An 18324-nucleotide genomic window follows, 5' to 3' on the forward strand; every position below is an offset into this window, starting at 1 on the left:
CTAGCGCAGATCGGGCGTGGTCGCAAACAGCCGGCGGTGCTCGTCGAGGGCGTAGCGGTCGGTCATGCCGGCGATATAGTCGGCGGCGCGCCGCGCCCGCCGCGGCTCGTCCAGCAGGTCCACCCCGGCCGACCATTGCGGCGGCATGGCGCTGGGGTGCTCGAAATAGGCGGCGAAGAGGTCGCGCACCACGCCGGCCGCCTCGCGCCGGACCGGCACGACCCGCGGGTGGCGATAGACGTTGGCGAAGAGGAAGGCCTTGATCCCGTCGTCATAGGCGCGGATGGCGGGCGAGAACTGCACCAGGGTCCGGCCGCAGCGGCGGATGTCGTCGGCGCTGGTCGGCGCCACCTCGGCGATGGCGCGGCCGGCCTCGGTGATGACGTCCTCCACCAGCCGGGTGATCACCCGCCGCGTAAGCTCGTTGATCTCGCGCGGCTTCTCGAGCGCGGGATGGCGCGCGCGGATCTCGTCGAGGAACTGCCGCGCGAGCGGCACCGCGTCGCCGAGATCGTCGAGCGTGAAGAGCCCCGCCCGCAGCCCGTCGTCGATGTCGGCGGCGTCATAGGCGATGTCGTCGGCAATCGCCGCCGCCTGCGCCTCGGCGCTGGCATGGGTCGCGAGGTCGAGCGGCTGCAGCGCGTCGTATTCGAGAATGGCGACGGGAATGCCGCGGTCGCGATAGCGCTCGCCCGGCGTGCCGTCGGCGGAGAGCAGCGGCCCGTTGTGCTTGACGAGGCCCTCCAGCGTCTCCCAGCTCAGGTTCAGCCCGTCGAAGCCAGCATAGCGTCGCTCCAGCCGCGTGACGATGCGCAGCGACTGGGCATTGTGGTCGAAGCCGCCATAGGGCCGCATGACCTCGTCCAGGGCGTCCTCCCCCGTATGGCCGAAGGGCGTGTGGCCGAGGTCATGGGCGAGTGCCAGCGTCTCGGCGAGGTCTTCGTCGAGACCGAGAGCCCGCGCCAGCGACCGGGCAATCTGCGCCACCTCGATCGTGTGCGTCAGCCGGGTGCGGTAATGGTCCCCTTCCGGCGACACGAAGACCTGGGTCTTGTGCTTCAACCGGCGGAAGGCGGTGGCGTGGACGATGCGGTCGCGGTCGCGGTGGAATTCCGTCCGGGTCGGCGAGGCGGGCTCGGCCACCAGCCGGCCGCGGCTGGTGCGGGAATCGCAGGCATAGGGCGCGAGTGGCGGGTAGAAATAGCTCGCGACGGCCATGCCCATCCCCGGAGGTTCCGCAGCGCCCCCGAGAGGCCGGCGGTTTCCGCACAACGGCCCCGCGGTGATTGACCGGGGCCTGGGGCGCACATACCTATGAGACCGCCGGGCCGCAAGGCGGCCGGTCGCCCTTTCCTGTGTTTCCGGCCTTGAACCGGGGAGACAAGCCCATGACCACCGACGCCGACACCCTCGCCCCCCCGGTGACGGTCACCGACCGCGCCGCTGCCCGCATCGCGAAGATCATGGCGAGCGAACCGCCCGGCTCCATGCTGCGCATCTCGGTCGAGGGAGGCGGCTGCTCGGGCTTCCAGTACAAGTTCGACTTCACCACCACGCGCAATCCCGACGACTTCGCCATCGTCAAGGACGGGGCGACCGTGCTCGTCGACGAGATCTCCCTGCCCTACATGGCGGGGACGCAGCTCGACTGGGTGGACGACCTCATCGGCTCGGCGTTCAAGCTGCAGAACCCGAACGCCGTCGCCAATTGCGGCTGCGGCACCAGCTTCTCGCTGTAGTCAGTAGAGGGTCGCGGTGAGCCGCGCCGGCAGCGCCGTGTCGTAGGCCTCCGCGTCGAACCCCGCCTTTGCGCCCTTCAGCATCTGCCCCGGTGTCGGCAGGTCCCCGCGCTCGCGCCGTGCCGCGGGATCCCACAGGCGGGAGCGGATGAGCGCCCGCGAGCACTGGAAATAGACGCTCTCGATGGTGATCACGAGGCCGGTGACCGGCGCCTTGCCGTCCATCGCCGCCGGCTGCAGCAGGGCGGGGTCGGTGGTGATGCGGCCGCGGCCGTTGATGCGCAGCGTCTCGGCGACCCCGGGCACCATGACCAGCAGCGCGACGCGCGGGTCGCGCACGACGTTGAGGAGGCTGTCGATGCGGTTGTTGCCGCGCCGGTCCGGGATCAGCAGCGTCTTCTCGTCGAGAACGCGGATGAAGCCCGGCGGATCGCCGCGGGGCGTCGCGTCGAGCCCTTCCGGCCCGGCCGTCGCCAGCACGCAGAAGGGCGAGGCTTCGACAAGCGCGCGATACTCGGGCGTGAGGCCGGCGACCTCCTTGACGAGCGAGGCTTCCCCGACCTCTCCGTAGAGCGCCTTCAGCGCCTCCTCGCTGTCGATCCACATGGGCCCTGTCTCCGTCGGCTGCTGTCGTGGCGGGGGCGACCGCGTGCGAAGCTGGCGCTAGACTGCCCCGGCAAGAATCGCAGGACCCGTCATGATCGTCGCCACCTGGAACGTCAATTCGGTCAAGATCAGGGTGGAGAACACCCTCGCCTGGCTGAAGGAGCGCGATCCCGACGTCGTCTGCCTGCAGGAGATCAAATGCGTCGACGAGGCCTTCCCGCGCGAGGCCTTCGAGAGCGCCGGCTACAATGTCGCGACCCACGGCCAGAAGACCTACAACGGCGTCGCCATCCTCTCCAAACTGCCCCTGGAGGACGTGACCTCTCGCCTCCCCGGCGACGAGGCGGACGAGCAGGCCCGCTATCTCGAGGCGGTGGTCTCGACCGCCGGCGGGGCCGTCCGCATCGCCAGCCTCTACCTGCCGAACGGCAATCCGATCGGCACCGAGAAGTTCGGCTACAAGCTCGGCTGGATGGACCGGCTCATCCGCCATGCCCGCGACCGGCTCGCCCTGGAGGAGCCCTTCCTCCTCTGCGGCGACTACAACGTCATCCCCATGCCGGAGGACGCGAAGAACCCGAAGGACTGGGTGAACGATGCGCTGTTCCAGCCGGAATCCCGCGGCAGGTTCCGGCAGCTCGCGGCGCTCGGCTTCACCGACGCGCTCAGGGCCTGCGACGATTCGGGCGGCCTTTACTCCTTCTGGGACTATCAGGCGGGCGCCTGGCAGCGGAACAACGGCATCCGCATCGACCATCTCATGCTCTCGCCACAGGCGACCGACCGGCTGGTGACCGCCGGCATCGACAGGCATGTGCGCGGCTGGGAGAAACCGAGCGACCACGTGCCCGTGTGGTGCGAGATCCGGGCCTAGCGCGGCTCGACCCGCATGGGCATGCCGCCGTCCGGGCGCAGCGTCAGCCGGATGGTCGGCAGCGGCTGGTGGCCGGCGAGCGGGACGAACCGCATGGCCCGCACCAGCGTGGCGAGGATCGCCACCGCCTCGGCCATGGCGAAGGCAGCGCCGATGCAGATGCGCGGCCCGGCACCGAACGGCAGGTAGGCCCCGCGGTGCAGCGCCCTCGCGCTCTCCGGCGCGAAGCGGTCGGGATCGAAGGCGTCCGGCCTCTGCCAGATCTGCGCGTGGCGATGGACCGCATAGACGGGCACGTAGACCGGCGTCCCCGCCGCGATGGCCTCGCCGCCCAGCGTCACGTCCTCGCTCGCGATGCGCGGGATGAGCGGCGCCGGCGGATAGAGCCGCATCGCCTCCTGCACGACCTGCTTGGCATAGACGAGCCCGTCGATATGGCCGGCCTCGACCGGTCCGTCGCCGACGACGCGCGTCACCTCGTCGAGGAGCCGGGCTTCCACCTCGGGCGCATTGCCGACGAGCCACAGCGCCCAGGTGAGGGCGAGAGCCGTCGTCTCGTGTCCGGCCACCACGAAGGTCAGCAGGTTGTCGGCGAGTTCCGCGTCGGTCATCGCCCTGCCCGTCTCCGGGTCGGCGGCGGCGATCAGGAAATCGAGAAGGTCCGGCGTCGCCGCCGGCCTCGCCCGCCGCTCCGCGATCACCCGCGCCATCTCCCGCTTCAGGAACAGGTTGCCCTCGCGGGCGCGACGCTTGCCGGGATAGGGCAGCCAGGCGGGCGCCCGCAGGATGGAGAGGGCCGCGATCCAACCCACCGTATCGAAATAGTGGGATATCTCCTGCCCGAAGCGCTTGGTGTCGAAGCTCGCCGCCCCCGACAGCATGGTCTCGACGATGACGTCGAAGGTCGTCGCCATCATCAGCTCGGCGACGTCGACGGTCTCGCCGCCGCGCGAGCCGAGATCGGCGACGGTGCGCGCCGCCGCCGCGTGGAAGGCCGGGACGAAGCCGAGGATGGTGGAATGGCGGAACGGCGGCGCGGCTGCCCGGCGCTGCCAGCGCCACTGCGTGCCCTCCGCCGTGAAGATCGATTCGTTGCCGACAGCCGGGCCGATAGTGCGGCGGATGATCGGCGCCTTGGGGAAGACGGCGGCCTTGGCCACCAGCATCTCGTCGACGAGCGCCGGATCCATGACGAAGAGCAGCGGCCGGCCGGCGAATCGCTGCCAGAACAGCCGCTCGGTGAAGAGCGGCTGCGGCCAGGTCTCCAGCGGGTTGTGGACGAGGGTGCGCAGCAGGCGAAACAGGCCGAGCGGCCGGTCCGGATGGTCGAGGGACTGTGGGGTGAACAGGGCCGGCTCGACCAGCGTCATCGACGCGCCTCCCTCTACCGTCGGACGGTCTTGATCCAGGCCTCGACCATCCGCAGCGCCACCCCTCGCTCGTCGTCCGAGGCCTGGCGCATGGCCTCCTCGTACATCTCGCTGATCCACGGCTCGCTCTCTGTCGCCGCCTCCTTGGCGAGCGTCAGGAACATCAGGCCGCGCGGCGCGGCCCGCGGCACGTCGCGGCCGGTGAACAGCATGTGGCCGAGCACGGCCTGCGCCTGGTGGTGGCTCTTCTGCGCCGCGAGCTGCAGCCAGCGCGCCGCCTGGCGCGGGTCGCGCGGGGCGCCCTTGCCCTCCAGCAGCATGCGCCCGAGGCGGAACTGACCGTCGGCATCGCCGAAGGTGGAGGCGGCGTAGAAATAGAGCTCGACGGCCTTGCCCGGGTCGGGGCGCACGTAGGTGTTCGGGATGCCCTCGACGAGGTAGTTGCCCATGGCGACGAAGGCCGAGGAGATGAACCGCGCGTCCGGTGAATTGGGCCCTTCCTCGCGCCGGGTGATGGTGATCTGGCGGAAGGTCTCGAAGGCCTTGAGGTCGGAGCGGGCGACGCCCTCGCCTTCCATGTACATGCGGCCAAGGCGCCAGGCGGAGGCCGCATGGCCGCCGCTCGCGGCATATTGCAGGGCGGAGACCGCCTCGTCAGTGCGTCCGTCGCGCAGGGCACGGCCATAGGCGCGGAAGGCGTCGAGGGCGGAGCGGGCATCGCCCGACGGCTGGCCGTCGAAGGCGTAGGCGCCTCCCGCCGGGAGGGCCGCCGCCAGCACCGTCGCCACCAGGGCGACCCGCAGGGTAAGACGATCAGATATCCGCATAGACGTGCTTTTCCCCGGCGCCGCCCGGATGGGTCACCGCACCGTCAACCGCAGGTCCGACCTGCTGGGCGTATTTCCAGATGGCGCCCGACCCGTATTCCGTGGGTTTCGGGCCTTTCCAGTCCTTCTTACGCGCCCGCAATTCGGCGGCCGTAAGGCGAACTTTGAGCGTTCCTTTGACCGCGTCGATTTCGATCATGTCGCCGTCGCGCAGGAGCGCGATGGGCCCGCCGACCTGCGCCTCCGGGCCGACATGGCCGATGCAGAAGCCGCGCGTCGCGCCCGAGAACCGGCCGTCGGTGATGAGGGCGACCTTGTCGCCCATGCCCTGGCCGTAGAGCGCCGCGGTGGTCGCCAGCATCTCGCGCATGCCGGGGCCACCCTTGGGGCCCTCGTAGCGGATGACGATGACCTCGCCTTCGCGGATCGTCCGCTCGGTCACCGCCTTGAAGCACTCCTCCTCGCGGTCGAAGCAGCGCGCCGGTCCCTTGAAGCGCAGCTTCTTCATACCGGCGACCTTCACGATGGCGCCGTCGGGGGCGAGATTGCCCTTCAGACCGACGACACCGCCGGTCTTCGTGATGGGCTTGGAGGTCGGATAGACCACGTCCTGATCGGGGTTCCAGCGCACCTTGGCGAGGTTCTCGGCCATGGTCTTGCCAGTCACCGTCATGCAGTCGCCGTGCAGGAAGCCGCCGTCGAGCAGCGCCTTCATCAGCAGGGGGATGCCGCCTGCCTCGAACATGTCCTTGGCCACATATTTCCCGCCCGGCTTGAGGTCGGCGATATAGGGCGTCTTCTTGAAAATCTCGGCGACGTCGAACAGGTCGAACTTGATGCCGCACTCATGCGCCATGGCCGGCAGGTGCAGCGCCGCGTTGGTCGAGCCGCCCGAGGCGGCGACGACGGTGGCGGCGTTCTCCAGCGCCTTGCGGGTCACGATGTCGCGCGGGCGGATACCCTTCGCGATCAGCTCCATCACCTTCTCGCCCGCCGCGTAGCAGAAGGCGTCGCGGATGTCGTAGGGCGCCGGCGCGCCGGCCGAGTAAGGCAGCGCGAGGCCGATCGCCTCGGAGACGGTGGCCATGGTGTTGGCGGTGAACTGCGCGCCGCAGGCACCCGCCGAGGGCGCGCCGACCCGCTCCAGCTCGTCGAGGTCCTCGGCCGACATCTCCCCGACCGAATGCTTGCCGACGGCCTCGAACAGGTCCTGAACGGTCACCTGACGGCCGCGGAACGTTCCAGGCAGGATCGAGCCGCCATAGATGAAGATGGACGGCACGTTGAGGCGCACCATGGCCATCATCATGCCGGGTAGCGACTTGTCGCAACCGGCGAGGCCGACGAGCGCGTCATAGGCGTGGCCGCGCATGGAAAGCTCCACCGAGTCGGCGATGATCTCGCGGGAGGGAAGCGAGGACTTCATGCCGGCATGGCCCATGGCGATGCCGTCGGTGACGGTGATGGTGCAGAACTCGCGCGGCGTACCTTGCGCGGATTCGACGCCCTTCTTCACCGCCTGCGCCTGGCGCATCAGGGCGATGTTGCAGGGGGCGGCCTCGTTCCAGCAGGTGGCGACGCCGACGAAGGGCTGGTGGATCTGCTTGGTCGTCAGCCCCATCGCGTAGAGATAGGACCGGTGCGGCGCCCGCGACGGGCCCTCCGTCACGTGGCGGCTGGGCAGTTTGGCCTTGTCGAATGCACTCATCGCGCGGCTCCCCGGCACAGGTCGGAGAAGCCGGACGGCCAGCCGATGGAACGATGAAGGCGAAGGCGGAAGGTCATCTACGCGCAGGCCACTCGATGGTTCCTCGGCAGGAGCCGGAAACGGGGGATTTGCGCTAAATTTCTGCGCTTCGGCCTGTGGCGGGATTGCGGCAAAACATGGTGAACGAAAGCCGCCTTTGCGAGCCGTTCCAGTCTGTTGCCAAAAGGACACGAAAAGGCCGGCGGACCAGGCCGCCGGCCCCGTGGTTTTTCGCGTCGCGGGTTCGGGTCAGGCGAGCGTCGCCAGCCTCTGCAGCGCCGCCTCGACGCTGCGGCGCCGTTCGGCAGCCTCGGCGCGCTTCTCATGCTGCTCGGCCACCACGTCCTCGGCCGCGCGGGCCATGAAGTTGGCATTGTTGAGCTTTGCGTCGCAGCGCGCGATGTCGCTGTCCGCCTCCTTCAGCGCCTTGGTCAGGCGCGTGCGCTCGGCGGCGACGTCGATGAGACCGGCCATGGGCAGGGCCAGCGTCTCGCCGCGCACGACGATCTGCACCGATCCCGCCGGTGCCTCGGAGGCGACGGTGATCCCCGAAAGCCTCGAAAGACGGTTGAGGAGATCACCGTAACGCTCTGTGACGGCTTTGGTACGCTCTGATGGTGACAGCAGGACGAGCGGCACCTGCGTGCCCGGCGCGACGTTCATCTCGGCACGCACGGAGCGGATCGCCGTGATGGCGTCGACCAGCCAGCCGATCTCCGCCTCCGCCGCCTCGTCGGCGAGCCCGTCGAGGGCCGGCCAGGGGCTCAGCGCCAGCACGCCCGCGCGCGCGGGGCCCGCCTCGCCCGTCACCGTCCACAGTTCCTCGGTGATGAAGGGCATGAAGGGGTGAAGCAGCTTCAGGATCTGGTCCAGCGTCCAGGCGGTGGCGGCACGCACCTCGGCCTTCGCCGCCTCGTCGGTGCCGGTGAAGATCGGCTTGGCGAATTCGAGGAACCAGTCGCAGAAGATGTTCCAGACGAAGCGGTAGGCCGCGCCCGCCGCCTCGTTGTACTTGTAGGCCTGGATGGCGCCTTCAGTCTCCGCCACGGCCTTGGCAGTCTCGCCGACGATCCACTTCGCCAGCGTCGTCTCGACGGCCGCCGGGTCGAAGCCCGCCACGCGGCGGCACTCGTTCATCTCGGCGAAGCGGGCAGCGTTCCACAGCTTGGTCGCGAAGTTGCGGTAGCCCTCGACGCGCGAGCGGGCGAACTTCACGTCCGAGCCCTGGCTCGCCTGCGCCACCAGCGCGAAGCGCAGCGCATCGGCGCCGAACTCGTCGATGAGGCCGAGCGGATCGACAACGTTGCCGAGCGTCTTCGACATCTTGCGGCCCTTGTCGTCGCGCACCAGGCCGTGAATGACGACGTCGGAGAAGGGCTTCTCCCCCATGAAATGCAGACCGAGCATCATCATCCGGGCGACCCAGAAGAAGATGATGTCGAAGCCGGTGACGAGGGTCGCGGTCGGATAGAAGCGCTTCACCTCGGCGGTGTCGTCCGGCCAGCCCAGCGTCGAGAAGGGCCAGAGCCCCGAGGAGAACCAGGTGTCGAGCACGTCGGGGTCGCGGGTGAGCGGAACCCCTGCCCTGCCGAAATGCGCATCCGCCAGGGCCTGCGCCTCGGCCTCGCTGGCAGCCACGAAGACCTCGCCGTCCTCGGCGTACCAGGCGGGGATCTGGTGGCCCCACCAGAGCTGGCGCGAGATGCACCAGGGCTGGATGTTCTCCAGCCAGCGGAAATAGTCGCCGGAGAAGCGCTCCGGGACGAAGCGCGTCTCGCCCTTGCGCACCGCCTCAAGCGCCGGCTTGGCCAGCGTCGCCGCGTCGACATACCACTGCTCGGTCAGCCAGGGCTCGACCACCGCGCCGCCGCGCTGGGCATGTGGAACCATGTGGGTGTGCGGCTCGATCTTCTCGACCAGGCCGAGCGCCTCCATGTCGGCGACCACCTTCTTGCGCGCCTCGAACCGCGGCAGGCCGCGATAGGCCTCCGGCGCATTCTCGTTCACCACCGCGGAGGCGTCGAAGATGTTGATGAGCTCGAGGTCGTGGCGCCGGCCCACCTCGAAGTCGTTGAAGTCGTGGGCGGGCGTGATCTTCACCGCCCCCGACCCCTTCTCTGGATCGGAATAGGTGTCGCCGACGATGGGGATCTCGCGGCCGACCAGCGGCAGCACCACCATCTTGCCGATGAGGTGCCGGTAGCGCTCGTCCTCCGGGTGGACGGCGACGGCCGTGTCGCCGAGCATGGTCTCCGGGCGGGTGGTCGCCACGACGATGAACTCGCCGGGGCTGTCCTTCAGCGGGTATTTGAAGTGCCAGAGGTTGCCCTTCACCTCGAGGGAATCGACCTCGAGGTCGGAGATCGCCGACTGGAACTCCGGATCCCAGTTCACCAGCCGCTTGTCGCGGTAGATGAGGCCGGCCCTGTGCAGGTCGACGAAGACCTTGATCACCGCCCGCGACAGTCCCTCGTCCATGGTGAAGCGCTCGCGCGACCAGTCGCAGGAGGCCCCGAGCCGCTTGAGCTGGTTGACGATGGTGCCGCCGCTCTCCGCCTTCCACTCCCAGACCTTCTCCAGGAATTTTTCGCGGCCGAGATCGCGCATCTGGATCTGCTTGTCGGCGAGCTGGCGCGACACGACGAGCTGGGTGGCGATGCCGGCATGGTCGGTCCCCGGCTGCCAGAGCACGTCCTTGCCACGCATGCGCTCATAGCGGCACAGCACGTCCTGAAGCGTGTTGTTGAGCGCGTGGCCCATGTGCAGCGAGCCCGTGACGTTGGGCGGCGGGATGACGATGCAATAGGCCTCGGCGGGGGCGCGGTCGGGCCGCCCGGCCCGAAACGCACCGGCCTCGTCCCAGGCGGCGGCGATGCGGGCCTCGATATCCTTGGGCGAATAGGTCTTCTCAAGCATGACGGTCCGGCGGCTGAGCGGCGATGGGAGCGCACCAAAGCCGCGCCCGGGCGGAGAAGTCAACATTTCTGCCATGCGAAGCCGTGACTTGCCGCAGTGCAGGAACAGGGCACATAGGCTGGTGATGACCCAGCCCGACGCAGATGCCGTGCCGTCCGACGCCGTGCCGTGGCGGGCCCTCTTCCTTCTGGGATCGGCCTCCTTCGCCTCCTCGGCGGGTCTGCGCTTCTGCGATCCGCTGCTGCCGACCCTGGCCGACGCCTTCCGGACGACCCCCGGCGGCGCCGCCGTCGTCGTCACCGCCTATGCGGTGGCCTATGGCGGATTCCAGCTCGTCACCGGCCCGCTCGGCGACCGCTACGGCAAGGTCCGCATGATCGCGCTCGGCGCCACCCTCTGCGGGCTCTTCACCCTCGCCTGCGCCTTCGCGACCAGCCTCGAGCAGATCGCCGTCTTCCGGTTTCTGGCTGGCCTGACCGGTGCGGCCATCATTCCCAACTGCCTCGCCTTCATCGGCGACACCATCCCGCTCGCCCAGCGGCAGGCCGTGCTGGCGCGCTACATGATCTTCATGAGTTCCGGCGCCATCAGCGGGCAGGCGGTGGGCGGCCTTCTCGCCGACGCCTTCGGCTGGCCGGCGGCCTTCGTCATGGTCGGCGGCTTCATGATCGCGGCCGGCCTGACCCTCACCGTTCAGCTGCGGACCAATCCCGTCCTGTCGCGCCGCACCGCCGTCCCGTTAGGGGGCCTCGCCGGATCGTTCCGCCAGATCCTCGCCAGCGGCAGGACGCCGATGGGGCGCCTGGTCCTCGCCACGGTGACGGCGGAGGCCGTGCTCTATATCGGCGCCTTCACCTTCGTCGGCGCCCATCTCCACGATAAGTTTGACGTGAGCTTCACGGTGATCGGCATCATGACCGCGCTCGCGGCGGTCGGCGCGGTGGCTTATTCGTCCTTCGCGCCCATGCTGCTGGCGCGGTTCTCCCAGTCGAGCCTCCTCGCCCTGTCCGGTCTCGCCTTCTCGGTCAGCTTCCTGGTGATCGCCCTGTCGCCCTGGCTCTGGCCGGTGGGCCTCGCCATCGTGCTCTGCGGCGGCGCCTTCGCGCTGTTCCACAATGCGCTGCAGATCATGGCGACGCAGATCAACCCGGAGGCGCGCGGCGCCTCCATCGCGACCTTCGCCTTCTGCTTCTTCGCCGGTCAGACGCTGGGAGTGCTGTGCACCAGCGTCATGTTCGACCGCTGGGGGCCCGAGCCCATCTTCCTGGCGGCGGCGGTGCTCATGCCGGCCATGGCCCTGGTCTTCAGAACCCGGCTCCTGGCCGTCCAGCAGGCCTGACCGGCCTCAGCGGCCGGGACCGCGGGACACCCGCTCGATCTCGGCGCGGACGAGCCGCTCGACGAGCTGCGGCAGGTTGTCGTCGAGCCAGGTCTTCAGCATCGGGCGCAGCATGTCCCGGAGCAGATCCTCGATCGTCCGGTTGCCGACCAGCATGGAATTGGCGAGCGATCCGAAGGCGGCCCCGACGGCGGCGTGGGCCTCCGCCGAGAGCAGCGGCGAGGCGACGGCGGCAGGAGGCGGCGGTGGCGGGGCGTAGCGCTCGGGCGGCGGCGGCGCATCGACGAAGTCGAGATCGGCGCGCTGCGAGATGGGCTTGATCATGCCCATGCGCTCCGGCACCGCATCGGCCTTGCTCAGCTCGAAGATGTCGGGCTCGGGCGCTGCGGCCTTGGGAGGCGCGGGCGGTGGAGGCGGGGGAGGCGGCGGGGGCGGCGCGGGCTCCGGCTCCTCGTCCATGGCATCGAAGCCGGCGAGAAGCGCGTCGATGTCGTCCTGGGATTTCGGCGCCTCTTCGGCGGCGGGCTCGGGCGCGGGCGGCGGAGCAGGAGGCGCGGCCTTGGCCGCAGGGGCCTTGGCCGGTTCGTCGTCGGCGATGATCCTGCGAATCGACGCCAGGATTTCCTCCATCGACGGTTCGTTCGCCTTGGCCGTCTGTGACATCCCCGCCCACCTCAAACGTCGCACGCATCGGAAGCGAAGGGCAATAGAGCGGCCTCAAACCGAATCGCTGTCCGAATCAACTCCGCCGACTATGCACCGCCGGGGCAGCTGTGGCCAACGCGCGCGGCACCGATCCACAGCCAAACTCCGCCGCGTCGCCCGCGGCGCGGCGATCAGCGCCCGTCGGGCGTCCGCACGCCGATCCACTGGTCGCGCACCTGGTTGTAGTGGACGGTGGGATCGAAGATCTCGGTGCGCAGCGCCAGCTTGCTGCCGGAGAGACGGCCCATGGCCGAGAGCACCGAGTAGGACAGCACGACTCGGTCGCGCTGGGCGCGGACCAGCGAGACGCGCGCCTCGGTGAGGTTCTGCGTCGCGTTCAGCACGTCGATGATGGTGCGCTGGCCGACCTTGTACTCCTCACGGATGCCGTTGACGGCGATATCCTGCGAGCGCACCTGCACCTCGGCCGCCTGAATCTGGGCGCGCGCGGCTTCCAGCGCCGCCCAGGACTGAGTCACCGCCTGGCGGACGCTCGCTGCCGCCGTCTCGATCTGGATGCGCCGCTGGCCGTAGGTTTCCTTGGCGGCACGGATGGTGGAATAGTCACGGCCGCCGTTGGCGAAGATCGGAATGGTCAGCGTCACGCCGAGCGAGCCGGAGAGCGATTGGCCGCTGCTCGAGGACTGCTCGGCGGCACGGGTCACGCTGGCGGAGAGGCCGAGGGTCGGATAGAGCGCCGATTCGGCGATGCGGACTTGCAGAAGCTGCGCGTCGGCACCGTGGCGGGCGCCGCGGATCGACGGGTGCTCGCTCTGCCCGGCGATGATGGCGGCGTCCAGGCTGCGCGGCAGCAGTCGCTCGATCGTGCGGGCCGGCGTCAGGCGGCCGGGCTGCACGCCCACCTGCTGCATGTAGACGGACCGGGCATTGGCGAGATCGGATTCGGCGCCGGTCGCGGTGGCGATGGCCGCCTGCAGAGCGGATTCGGCCAGCGCGACGTCGGTCCGCGTCACCTCGCCGACGTTGAAGCGGTCGCGGGTGGCGCGCAGCTGCTCGCGCAGCACCTCCACGTTGCGGCGCCTGAGATCGAGCACCGCCTGCTCGCGCAGCACGTTCATATGCGCCGTCGCCGAGGCGAGCAGCACGGTCTGCTCGGTATTGCGCAGGGTCTCGCGGGCGACCAGCACGTTCTGGTCGGCCTGGCGGACGGAATTGGTCGTGCGGTTGCCGTCGAACAGCGGCTGGGTGACGGAGAGCGTCGCGGCCCGGGGAAGGCTGCGGATGGTCCGGTCGCTGCCATTGATGGTGCCCAGATAGGGAGAGGCACCGACACTCGATTCGGCGACCTGGCCGGCGGCCGTGATGGTGGCGCTCACCGAGGGACGGTAGCCCGACAGGGCCGCCGGCAAGCCTTCATTGGCCACACGCACGCTGGCGCGGGCGGAGTTGAGGTCGGGATTGTTCCTGTAGGCCTGGACGAGGGTCTGCTCGATGGATTGCGCCCCCGCGGGCAGAACCGACAGGGCGATAGAAGCGAACGCAACGGAAACAACCGCCGCGGAGCGCGCACGGGACCTCGTGGCTCCGGTCATGGACAACACCTGCTTTTTGGCGCCGCCCCGGAGTGGTCCGCCACGACCCCAAGGCACTGGATGAAAGAATTAATGAAATCTACCGGTCGAGGAAACCCCTCGAGGCGGTCTAGTCCGCGCTTCCCCCACCGGGTGGGACAAGTCGGCAACACCTGAGGATCTCAGAACACGAATCCGCGCGGTTTCTCGAAGCCGGGCAGCAGCGGGATGGCCGCGTCGAAAGCCGGCCGCACGCTGTATTCCTCGCCCAGGCGGGCGTGAATCATGCACTTTGCGGCGCGGCCGGTGCCGACGACCGCGACGAGACGGCCGCCCTCGTTCAATTGTCCGAGAAGAGCCTGGGGAACGAGCTCCACCGCTCCCTCGAGCAGGATGACGTCGAACGGTCCGCGGTCGGCGGCACCCTCCCCCAGCGGCCCTTCGACCAGCGTCACCCGCGAATCGCCGCCGAGCGCGGCACGCGCCCGGGAGGCCAGGTCACCGTCCTCCTCGACCGCCACCACCGAACCGGCGATGCGGGCGAGAACGGCGCTGGAATAGCCTGTGGCGGCGCCGACATCGAGGACGCGGTCGCCCGCCCCGATGCCCGCCGCCTGGATCATCCTCGCCAGCACGACCGGTTCGACGAGGTAGCGCGCGCCGCGGCTGCCCCCCTCGCCCTTCACGGCGAGATCGTCGTCGAGATAGGCCAGCGGCCGCAGCGCCTCGGGGACGAAGTCCTCCCGCGGCACCGCCATCAGCGCATCGACGATACGGGTGTCCGTCACGTCGTTCACGCGGATCTGGGTGTCGACCATGGTGCGGCGCGCCCTGGCAAAATCCATCATGGGCTCAATCCCTCGATCGCGGCACCGGGAAGATGCCTTAAGGCCGTGTCGTCGCGTCGTGTTTACCGGTGGTGCGGCCGCAAAGGCAAGGCGCCAGCGATCACCCGAGGGTTGTTGCGGGGCCATCGGCACCATGCTAGAGCGATCGCACTCCGCGCCGGCTGGACCGGCGAGTACGGGATGGCCTCGTGGCGGAGTGGTTACGCAGAGGACTGCAAATCCTTGCACCCCGGTTCGATTCCGGGCGAGGCCTCCACCTTTCCCCTCATGGCCGCTTTGGCTGCATCGCGGCGTTCAGCTTCGGCCAGCGCCGTCCGATGGTGATGGTCAGTCGACGCCGCGAGCGCCGCATGCGGCGACTGTCCACCGACAGAATCACGAAGCCGACCGGGAACATCCACGGCCCGAGCACGGGCAGGAAGCTCAGCATGCCGCCGGCGATGAAGGACCAGCCGAGCGCCCGGCGGCGCAGCGGCGTGCCCGGCAGGCGATAGCGCCGGCCGAAGACGACGGCCGTCACCGGCGCCCCGCGCGCGGCTTTGCTGTCGGAGGCGGGCGGGACGGCTGTATCCATGAGCACAGTCATGGCCCCGGGGACCCGTCGGATCAATTGCCCCGCCCATCAAAATGCCCGCTGGCGACGATTGGCCCTTGGCAATGGCGAAGCACCTGTGTTATTCGCGCCGCTCTCACGACGAGCACGTGATCCTCGGTAGCTCAGTGGTAGAGCAACCGGCTGTTAACCGGTTGGTCGCTGGTTCGAATCCGGCCCGGGGAGCCATTTCGAAGAACCCTGGAACGCTTGGGCGTTCCAGGGTTTTTTCTTGGCCTGCGGGTCGGCGCGGGTGAACCGGACGAGCGGCGAGCCCGTAACCGGCTCATGTCGCAAGCACCCGTCCTCGTCTGGTTTCGTGATGATCTCCGTCTCGCGGACAACCCGGCGCTGGCGCGCGCCGCCGGGTCGGGCGCGCCGGTCATTTGTCTCTACATCCGGGAAACGCCCACAGGCAGCCAACGCGCCATGGGCGCCGCCGCCGGCTGGTGGCTGGCACAAAGCCTGCGGGCGCTCGACGCCTCCCTTCGCGGGCTCGGCAACAGCCTCGTTCTCCGGTCCGGGACGGCCGGGGAGGTCATCACGGACGTCGCCGCCGCGACCGGGGCCCGCACGGTCCTATGGAATCGGCGCTACGACGCCGGCGGCATCGCAATCGACAAGGCGCTGAAGACCGCCCTCCGGTCGGAGGGGCTGGAGGCGGCGAGCCTGCCCGGCAATCTTCTGCGCGAACCTTGGGAGGTGAAATCCGCCGCCGGCGAGCCGATGAAGGTGTTCTCGCCCTTCTGGCGCGCCCATCAGCGGCTGGGCGACATCCGCGTGCCGCTGCGCGCACCGCGCGCGCTCCCTGCCTTCGAGGGCCCCCTGCCCTCGGAGGATCTCGAATCCTGGAAGCTCGAGCCAACCCGTCCGAACTGGGCCAGCGACTTCCCGCAGGTCTGGACCCCCGGCGAGGCCGGCGCCCAGGCACGCCTGACCACCTTCCTCGACGAGGAGCTCGCCGGCTATGCCGACGGCCGCGACCGGCCGGACCGCCCCTCGACCTCGCGGCTGTCGCCGCACCTGCGCTTCGGCGAGATCTCGCCCGTGCAGATCTGGCACCAGGCGCATATCGCGGCCGGCATGAACCATGGCCGCGACCTCGCCAAGTTCCTCGCCGAGCTCGGCTGGCGCGAATTCGCCTACCACCTGCTCTTTCATTGGCCGACGCTGGCATCGGACAATTTCCAGCCGCGCTTCGACGGCTTTCCCTGGCGCAGCGACACCGCGTCCCTGCGCGCCTGGCAGCGCGGCCTGACGGGCTATCCCCTCGTCGATGCAGGCATGCGCCAGCTCTGGCGGACCGGCTGGATGCACAACCGCGTCCGCATGGTCGTCGCGTCATTCCTGGTCAAGCACCTGTTGGTCGACTGGCGCGAGGGCGAACGCTGGTTCTGGGACACGCTGGTCGACGCCGACGTCGCCAACAATCCCGCCAGCTGGCAGTGGGTGGCGGGCTCCGGCGCCGACGCCGCCCCCTACTTCCGCATTTTCAATCCCGTCCTGCAGGGCGAGAAGTTCGACCCTGGCGGCGACTATGTCCGGGGCTGGGTGCCCGAACTCGCCGCGCTCCCCGCTGCGGCGATCCACGCCCCCTGGAAGGCCCCGACGGCAGTCCTGGAGAAGGCGGGGGTCACTCTCGGCGAGACCTATCCCGCGCCGATCGTCGACCACGACGCCGCGCGCGAGCGAGCCCTCGCCGCCCTTTCCGAAATCCGCGACGCCACCGCGGCATGACGGCCTCACCCGCCCCCTCCGCGCCCCGTCCGGGAACTCCCGGCGGCATTGAAGGATTTGTGAAATTGCCTAGTCTGTCCTTGGCACCAGAAACCGCAGCCGCTCGCGGATTTCCGTCGCGGGAGAACCGCATCGCCTGGAACGGTCCGCCGCAACGCCGGTTTCGAGGGCCCCGAGTCGTTCCGAACCAACGGAAGGCGATGTTCCGATGAGCATGACCAGCCGCCCCGCCCCCAGTCTCGCCGAAACGATCGAGGTGACGAAAGAGAGCCTGCGCCGCGCCACCGCCGGCCTGCCCTCGCTGATGCGCCTCGCCCTCGGCTATCCGCTGAAGATCCGCTACGGCCAACTGACCCTCCGCCTGCCCGACGGTCGCCGTCTTCTGTTCCGCGGCGCCGAGGCCGGTCCGAGCGCCGAGATGATCGTCAACGACCTGACCTTCGCCCGACGCCTGATCCTCGACGGTGATGTCGGTTTCGCAGAGGCCTATATCCGGGGGGAATGGGACACGCCCGACCTCTCGGGCTTCCTGCACTTCTTCGCCTTCAACATGGAGGCGGTGCGCAACCTGACGCGGTTCAACCCCGTCGCACGCCTGATGCAGCGCTACCGCCACTGGCGCAACCGCAACACCCGCACCCAGGCGCGGCGCAACATCGCCGCCCATTACGACCTCGGCAACGCCTTCTACCGCGAGTGGCTCGACCCCTCGATGACCTATTCCTCGGCCCTCTTCGCCCGCGGTGACGAGACCCTGCACGAGGCCCAGCTCGCCAAGTACCGGCGGCTCGCGCGCGAGCTCGGGCTCAAGCCGGGCGACCACGTGCTGGAGATCGGCTGCGGCTGGGGCGGCTTCGCCGAGGTCGCCGCCAGTGAGTTCGGCGCCCGCGTCACCGGCCTGACCCTGTCCCGGGAGCAGTTCGACCACGCGACCCGCCGCATCGCCGAGGCCGGCCTCGCCGACCGCGTCACCATCAAGCTGCAGGACTACCGCGACGAAGGCGGCCGCTACGACGCCGTCGCCTCCATCGAGATGTTCGAGGCCGTCGGCAAGGAGTACTGGCAGACCTACTTCGACCGCGTCGCCGCCTGCCTGAAGCCGGGCGGGCGCGCCGGCTTGCAGGTCATCACCATCGACGAGTCCTATTTCAGCGACTACGTGCGCGAGATCGACTTCATCCGCGCCTATATCTTTCCCGGCGGCATGTTGCCGACGCCGACCCATATGCGTGACCTGCCGCGGCGGGCGGGCCTCGCCGTCGAGGGCGAGCTCGGTTTCGGCCGGGACTATGCCCGCACGCTCCACGCCTGGGCCGACACCTTCACGGCGGCCTGGGGTCGGCTCGTCCCGCTCGGCTTCGACGAGCGGTTCCGGCGCATGTGGCTTTATTATCTCTGCTACTGCGAGGCGGGGTTCCGAACGGGCGGCATCGACGTGCGCCAGATGGTCTATCGCCGGCTGTAGCTCGCGCCGGGCGCCGTGTCGCGGGGT

15 protein-coding genes and 2 tRNA genes are annotated in these 18324 nt (G+C 69.4%); 7 read left to right on the forward strand and 10 right to left on the reverse strand.

Features of this window, described 5'->3' with window-relative positions; genetic code table 11:
- Complete coding sequence (locus C6569_RS08235; protein WP_106750954.1) at nt 1-1218, reverse strand: deoxyguanosinetriphosphate triphosphohydrolase; 1218 nt, start codon at nt 1216-1218, stop codon at nt 1-3.
- A gap of 170 nt (nt 1219-1388) precedes the next feature.
- Between C6569_RS08235 and erpA the strand changes: the two genes are divergently transcribed.
- Complete coding sequence (erpA, locus tag C6569_RS08240) at nt 1389-1739, forward strand: iron-sulfur cluster insertion protein ErpA (protein WP_106748393.1); 351 nt, start codon at nt 1389-1391, stop codon at nt 1737-1739.
- Here the strand turns inward: erpA and C6569_RS08245 are convergent, their stop codons facing one another.
- A complete protein-coding gene (locus C6569_RS08245) occupies nt 1740-2345 on the reverse strand; it encodes a pyridoxamine 5'-phosphate oxidase family protein (RefSeq protein WP_106748394.1) in 606 nt (201 codons plus the stop codon).
- A 91-nt stretch (nt 2346-2436) separates the two neighbouring features.
- On the opposite strand from C6569_RS08245, the gene xth reads away from it, so the two are divergent.
- Nucleotides 2437-3219: an exodeoxyribonuclease III gene (gene xth, locus C6569_RS08250; protein WP_106748395.1), complete on the forward strand. Its 783-nt coding sequence runs from the start codon at nt 2437-2439 to the stop codon at nt 3217-3219.
- Here xth and C6569_RS08255 read toward each other — a convergent pair.
- From C6569_RS08255 to C6569_RS08270, 4 genes are all read right to left on the reverse strand, one after another.
- Nucleotides 3216-4589, reverse strand: a complete 1374-nt coding sequence (locus C6569_RS08255; protein WP_106748396.1) for a cytochrome P450 — start codon at nt 4587-4589, stop codon at nt 3216-3218. The genes xth and C6569_RS08255 overlap by 4 nt on opposite strands.
- 14 nt (nt 4590-4603) lie before the next feature.
- Nucleotides 4604-5416, reverse strand: a complete 813-nt coding sequence (locus tag C6569_RS08260; protein WP_106748397.1) for a tetratricopeptide repeat protein — start codon at nt 5414-5416, stop codon at nt 4604-4606.
- Nucleotides 5403-7124, reverse strand: coding sequence for a dihydroxy-acid dehydratase (gene ilvD, locus C6569_RS08265; RefSeq protein ID WP_106748398.1), 1722 nt, complete (start codon nt 7122-7124; stop codon nt 5403-5405). Before ilvD ends, C6569_RS08260 begins: the two co-directional genes overlap by 14 nt.
- Nucleotides 7125-7412: 288 nt before the next feature.
- Nucleotides 7413-10079 carry a valine--tRNA ligase gene (locus C6569_RS08270; RefSeq protein ID WP_106748399.1) on the reverse strand — a complete coding sequence of 889 codons (2667 nt, stop codon included), beginning with the start codon at nt 10077-10079 and terminating at the stop codon, nt 7413-7415.
- 124 nt (nt 10080-10203) lie between these two features.
- Between C6569_RS08270 and C6569_RS08275 the strand changes: the two genes are divergently transcribed.
- Nucleotides 10204-11418 carry an MFS transporter gene (locus tag C6569_RS08275; protein WP_181313956.1) on the forward strand — a complete coding sequence of 405 codons (1215 nt, stop codon included), beginning with the start codon at nt 10204-10206 and terminating at the stop codon, nt 11416-11418.
- A 6-nt stretch (nt 11419-11424) separates the two neighbouring features.
- Here the strand turns inward: C6569_RS08275 and C6569_RS08280 are convergent, their stop codons facing one another.
- The 3 genes from C6569_RS08280 to C6569_RS08290 all read right to left on the reverse strand — a co-directional run bounded on the left by C6569_RS08280 (nt 11425) and on the right by C6569_RS08290 (nt 14503).
- The gene (locus C6569_RS08280; RefSeq protein WP_106748401.1) at nt 11425-12081 is read right to left on the reverse strand and encodes a DUF2497 domain-containing protein; all 657 of its coding nucleotides are present in this window, start codon (nt 12079-12081) and stop codon (nt 11425-11427) included.
- Nucleotides 12082-12254: 173 nt separating this feature from the next.
- The gene (locus tag C6569_RS08285) at nt 12255-13676 is read right to left on the reverse strand and encodes a TolC family outer membrane protein (RefSeq protein WP_106748402.1); all 1422 of its coding nucleotides are present in this window, start codon (nt 13674-13676) and stop codon (nt 12255-12257) included.
- A 161-nt stretch (nt 13677-13837) separates the two neighbouring features.
- Complete coding sequence (locus C6569_RS08290) at nt 13838-14503, reverse strand: protein-L-isoaspartate O-methyltransferase family protein (protein WP_106748403.1); 666 nt, start codon at nt 14501-14503, stop codon at nt 13838-13840.
- Nucleotides 14504-14685: 182 nt separating this feature from the next.
- Here C6569_RS08290 and C6569_RS08295 point away from each other — a divergent pair.
- Nucleotides 14686-14759: transfer RNA gene (locus tag C6569_RS08295), tRNA-Cys, on the forward strand.
- 9 nt (nt 14760-14768) lie between these two features.
- On the opposite strand, the gene C6569_RS08300 is transcribed toward C6569_RS08295, so the two are convergent.
- The gene (locus C6569_RS08300; RefSeq protein ID WP_245898270.1) at nt 14769-15077 is read right to left on the reverse strand and encodes a hypothetical protein; all 309 of its coding nucleotides are present in this window, start codon (nt 15075-15077) and stop codon (nt 14769-14771) included.
- Between the two features lie 132 nt (nt 15078-15209).
- Here C6569_RS08300 and C6569_RS08305 point away from each other — a divergent pair.
- From C6569_RS08305 to C6569_RS08315, 3 genes are all read left to right on the forward strand, one after another.
- Nucleotides 15210-15284 (forward strand) — tRNA-Asn (locus tag C6569_RS08305).
- A gap of 99 nt (nt 15285-15383) precedes the next feature.
- Nucleotides 15384-16832, forward strand: a complete 1449-nt coding sequence (locus tag C6569_RS08310; protein ID WP_106748404.1) for a cryptochrome/photolyase family protein — start codon at nt 15384-15386, stop codon at nt 16830-16832.
- A gap of 208 nt (nt 16833-17040) precedes the next feature.
- On the forward strand, nt 17041-18297 hold the full coding sequence (locus tag C6569_RS08315) for a class I SAM-dependent methyltransferase (protein ID WP_425440703.1): 1257 nt from the start codon (nt 17041-17043) through the stop codon (nt 18295-18297).
- The last annotated feature ends 27 nt before the right edge of the window (nt 18298-18324 follow it).

This window comes from Phreatobacter cathodiphilus, from assembly GCF_003008515.1.
Lineage (GTDB): Bacteria > Pseudomonadota > Alphaproteobacteria > Rhizobiales > Phreatobacteraceae > Phreatobacter > Phreatobacter cathodiphilus.

Coding starts and splice junctions, on each gene's coding strand:
- C6569_RS08235 (WP_106750954.1), bottom strand. CDS start 1,218: ATGGCCGTCGCGAGCTATTTCTACCCGCCACTCGCGCCCTATGCCTGC.
- xth (WP_106748395.1), top strand. CDS start 2,437: ATGATCGTCGCCACCTGGAACGTCAATTCGGTCAAGATCAGGGTGGAG.
- ilvD (WP_106748398.1), bottom strand. CDS start 7,124: ATGAGTGCATTCGACAAGGCCAAACTGCCCAGCCGCCACGTGACGGAG.
- C6569_RS08285 (WP_106748402.1), bottom strand. CDS start 13,676: ATGACCGGAGCCACGAGGTCCCGTGCGCGCTCCGCGGCGGTTGTTTCC.
- C6569_RS08300 (WP_245898270.1), bottom strand. CDS start 15,077: ATGGATACAGCCGTCCCGCCCGCCTCCGACAGCAAAGCCGCGCGCGGG.
- erpA (WP_106748393.1), top strand. CDS start 1,389: ATGACCACCGACGCCGACACCCTCGCCCCCCCGGTGACGGTCACCGAC.
- C6569_RS08270 (WP_106748399.1), bottom strand. CDS start 10,079: ATGCTTGAGAAGACCTATTCGCCCAAGGATATCGAGGCCCGCATCGCC.
- C6569_RS08255 (WP_106748396.1), bottom strand. CDS start 4,589: ATGACGCTGGTCGAGCCGGCCCTGTTCACCCCACAGTCCCTCGACCAT.
- C6569_RS08290 (WP_106748403.1), bottom strand. CDS start 14,503: ATGATGGATTTTGCCAGGGCGCGCCGCACCATGGTCGACACCCAGATC.
- C6569_RS08245 (WP_106748394.1), bottom strand. CDS start 2,345: ATGTGGATCGACAGCGAGGAGGCGCTGAAGGCGCTCTACGGAGAGGTC.
- C6569_RS08260 (WP_106748397.1), bottom strand. CDS start 5,416: ATGCGGATATCTGATCGTCTTACCCTGCGGGTCGCCCTGGTGGCGACG.
- C6569_RS08280 (WP_106748401.1), bottom strand. CDS start 12,081: ATGTCACAGACGGCCAAGGCGAACGAACCGTCGATGGAGGAAATCCTG.
- C6569_RS08315 (WP_425440703.1), top strand. CDS start 17,041: ATGAGCATGACCAGCCGCCCCGCCCCCAGTCTCGCCGAAACGATCGAG.
- C6569_RS08275 (WP_181313956.1), top strand. CDS start 10,204: ATGACCCAGCCCGACGCAGATGCCGTGCCGTCCGACGCCGTGCCGTGG.
- C6569_RS08310 (WP_106748404.1), top strand. CDS start 15,384: ATGTCGCAAGCACCCGTCCTCGTCTGGTTTCGTGATGATCTCCGTCTC.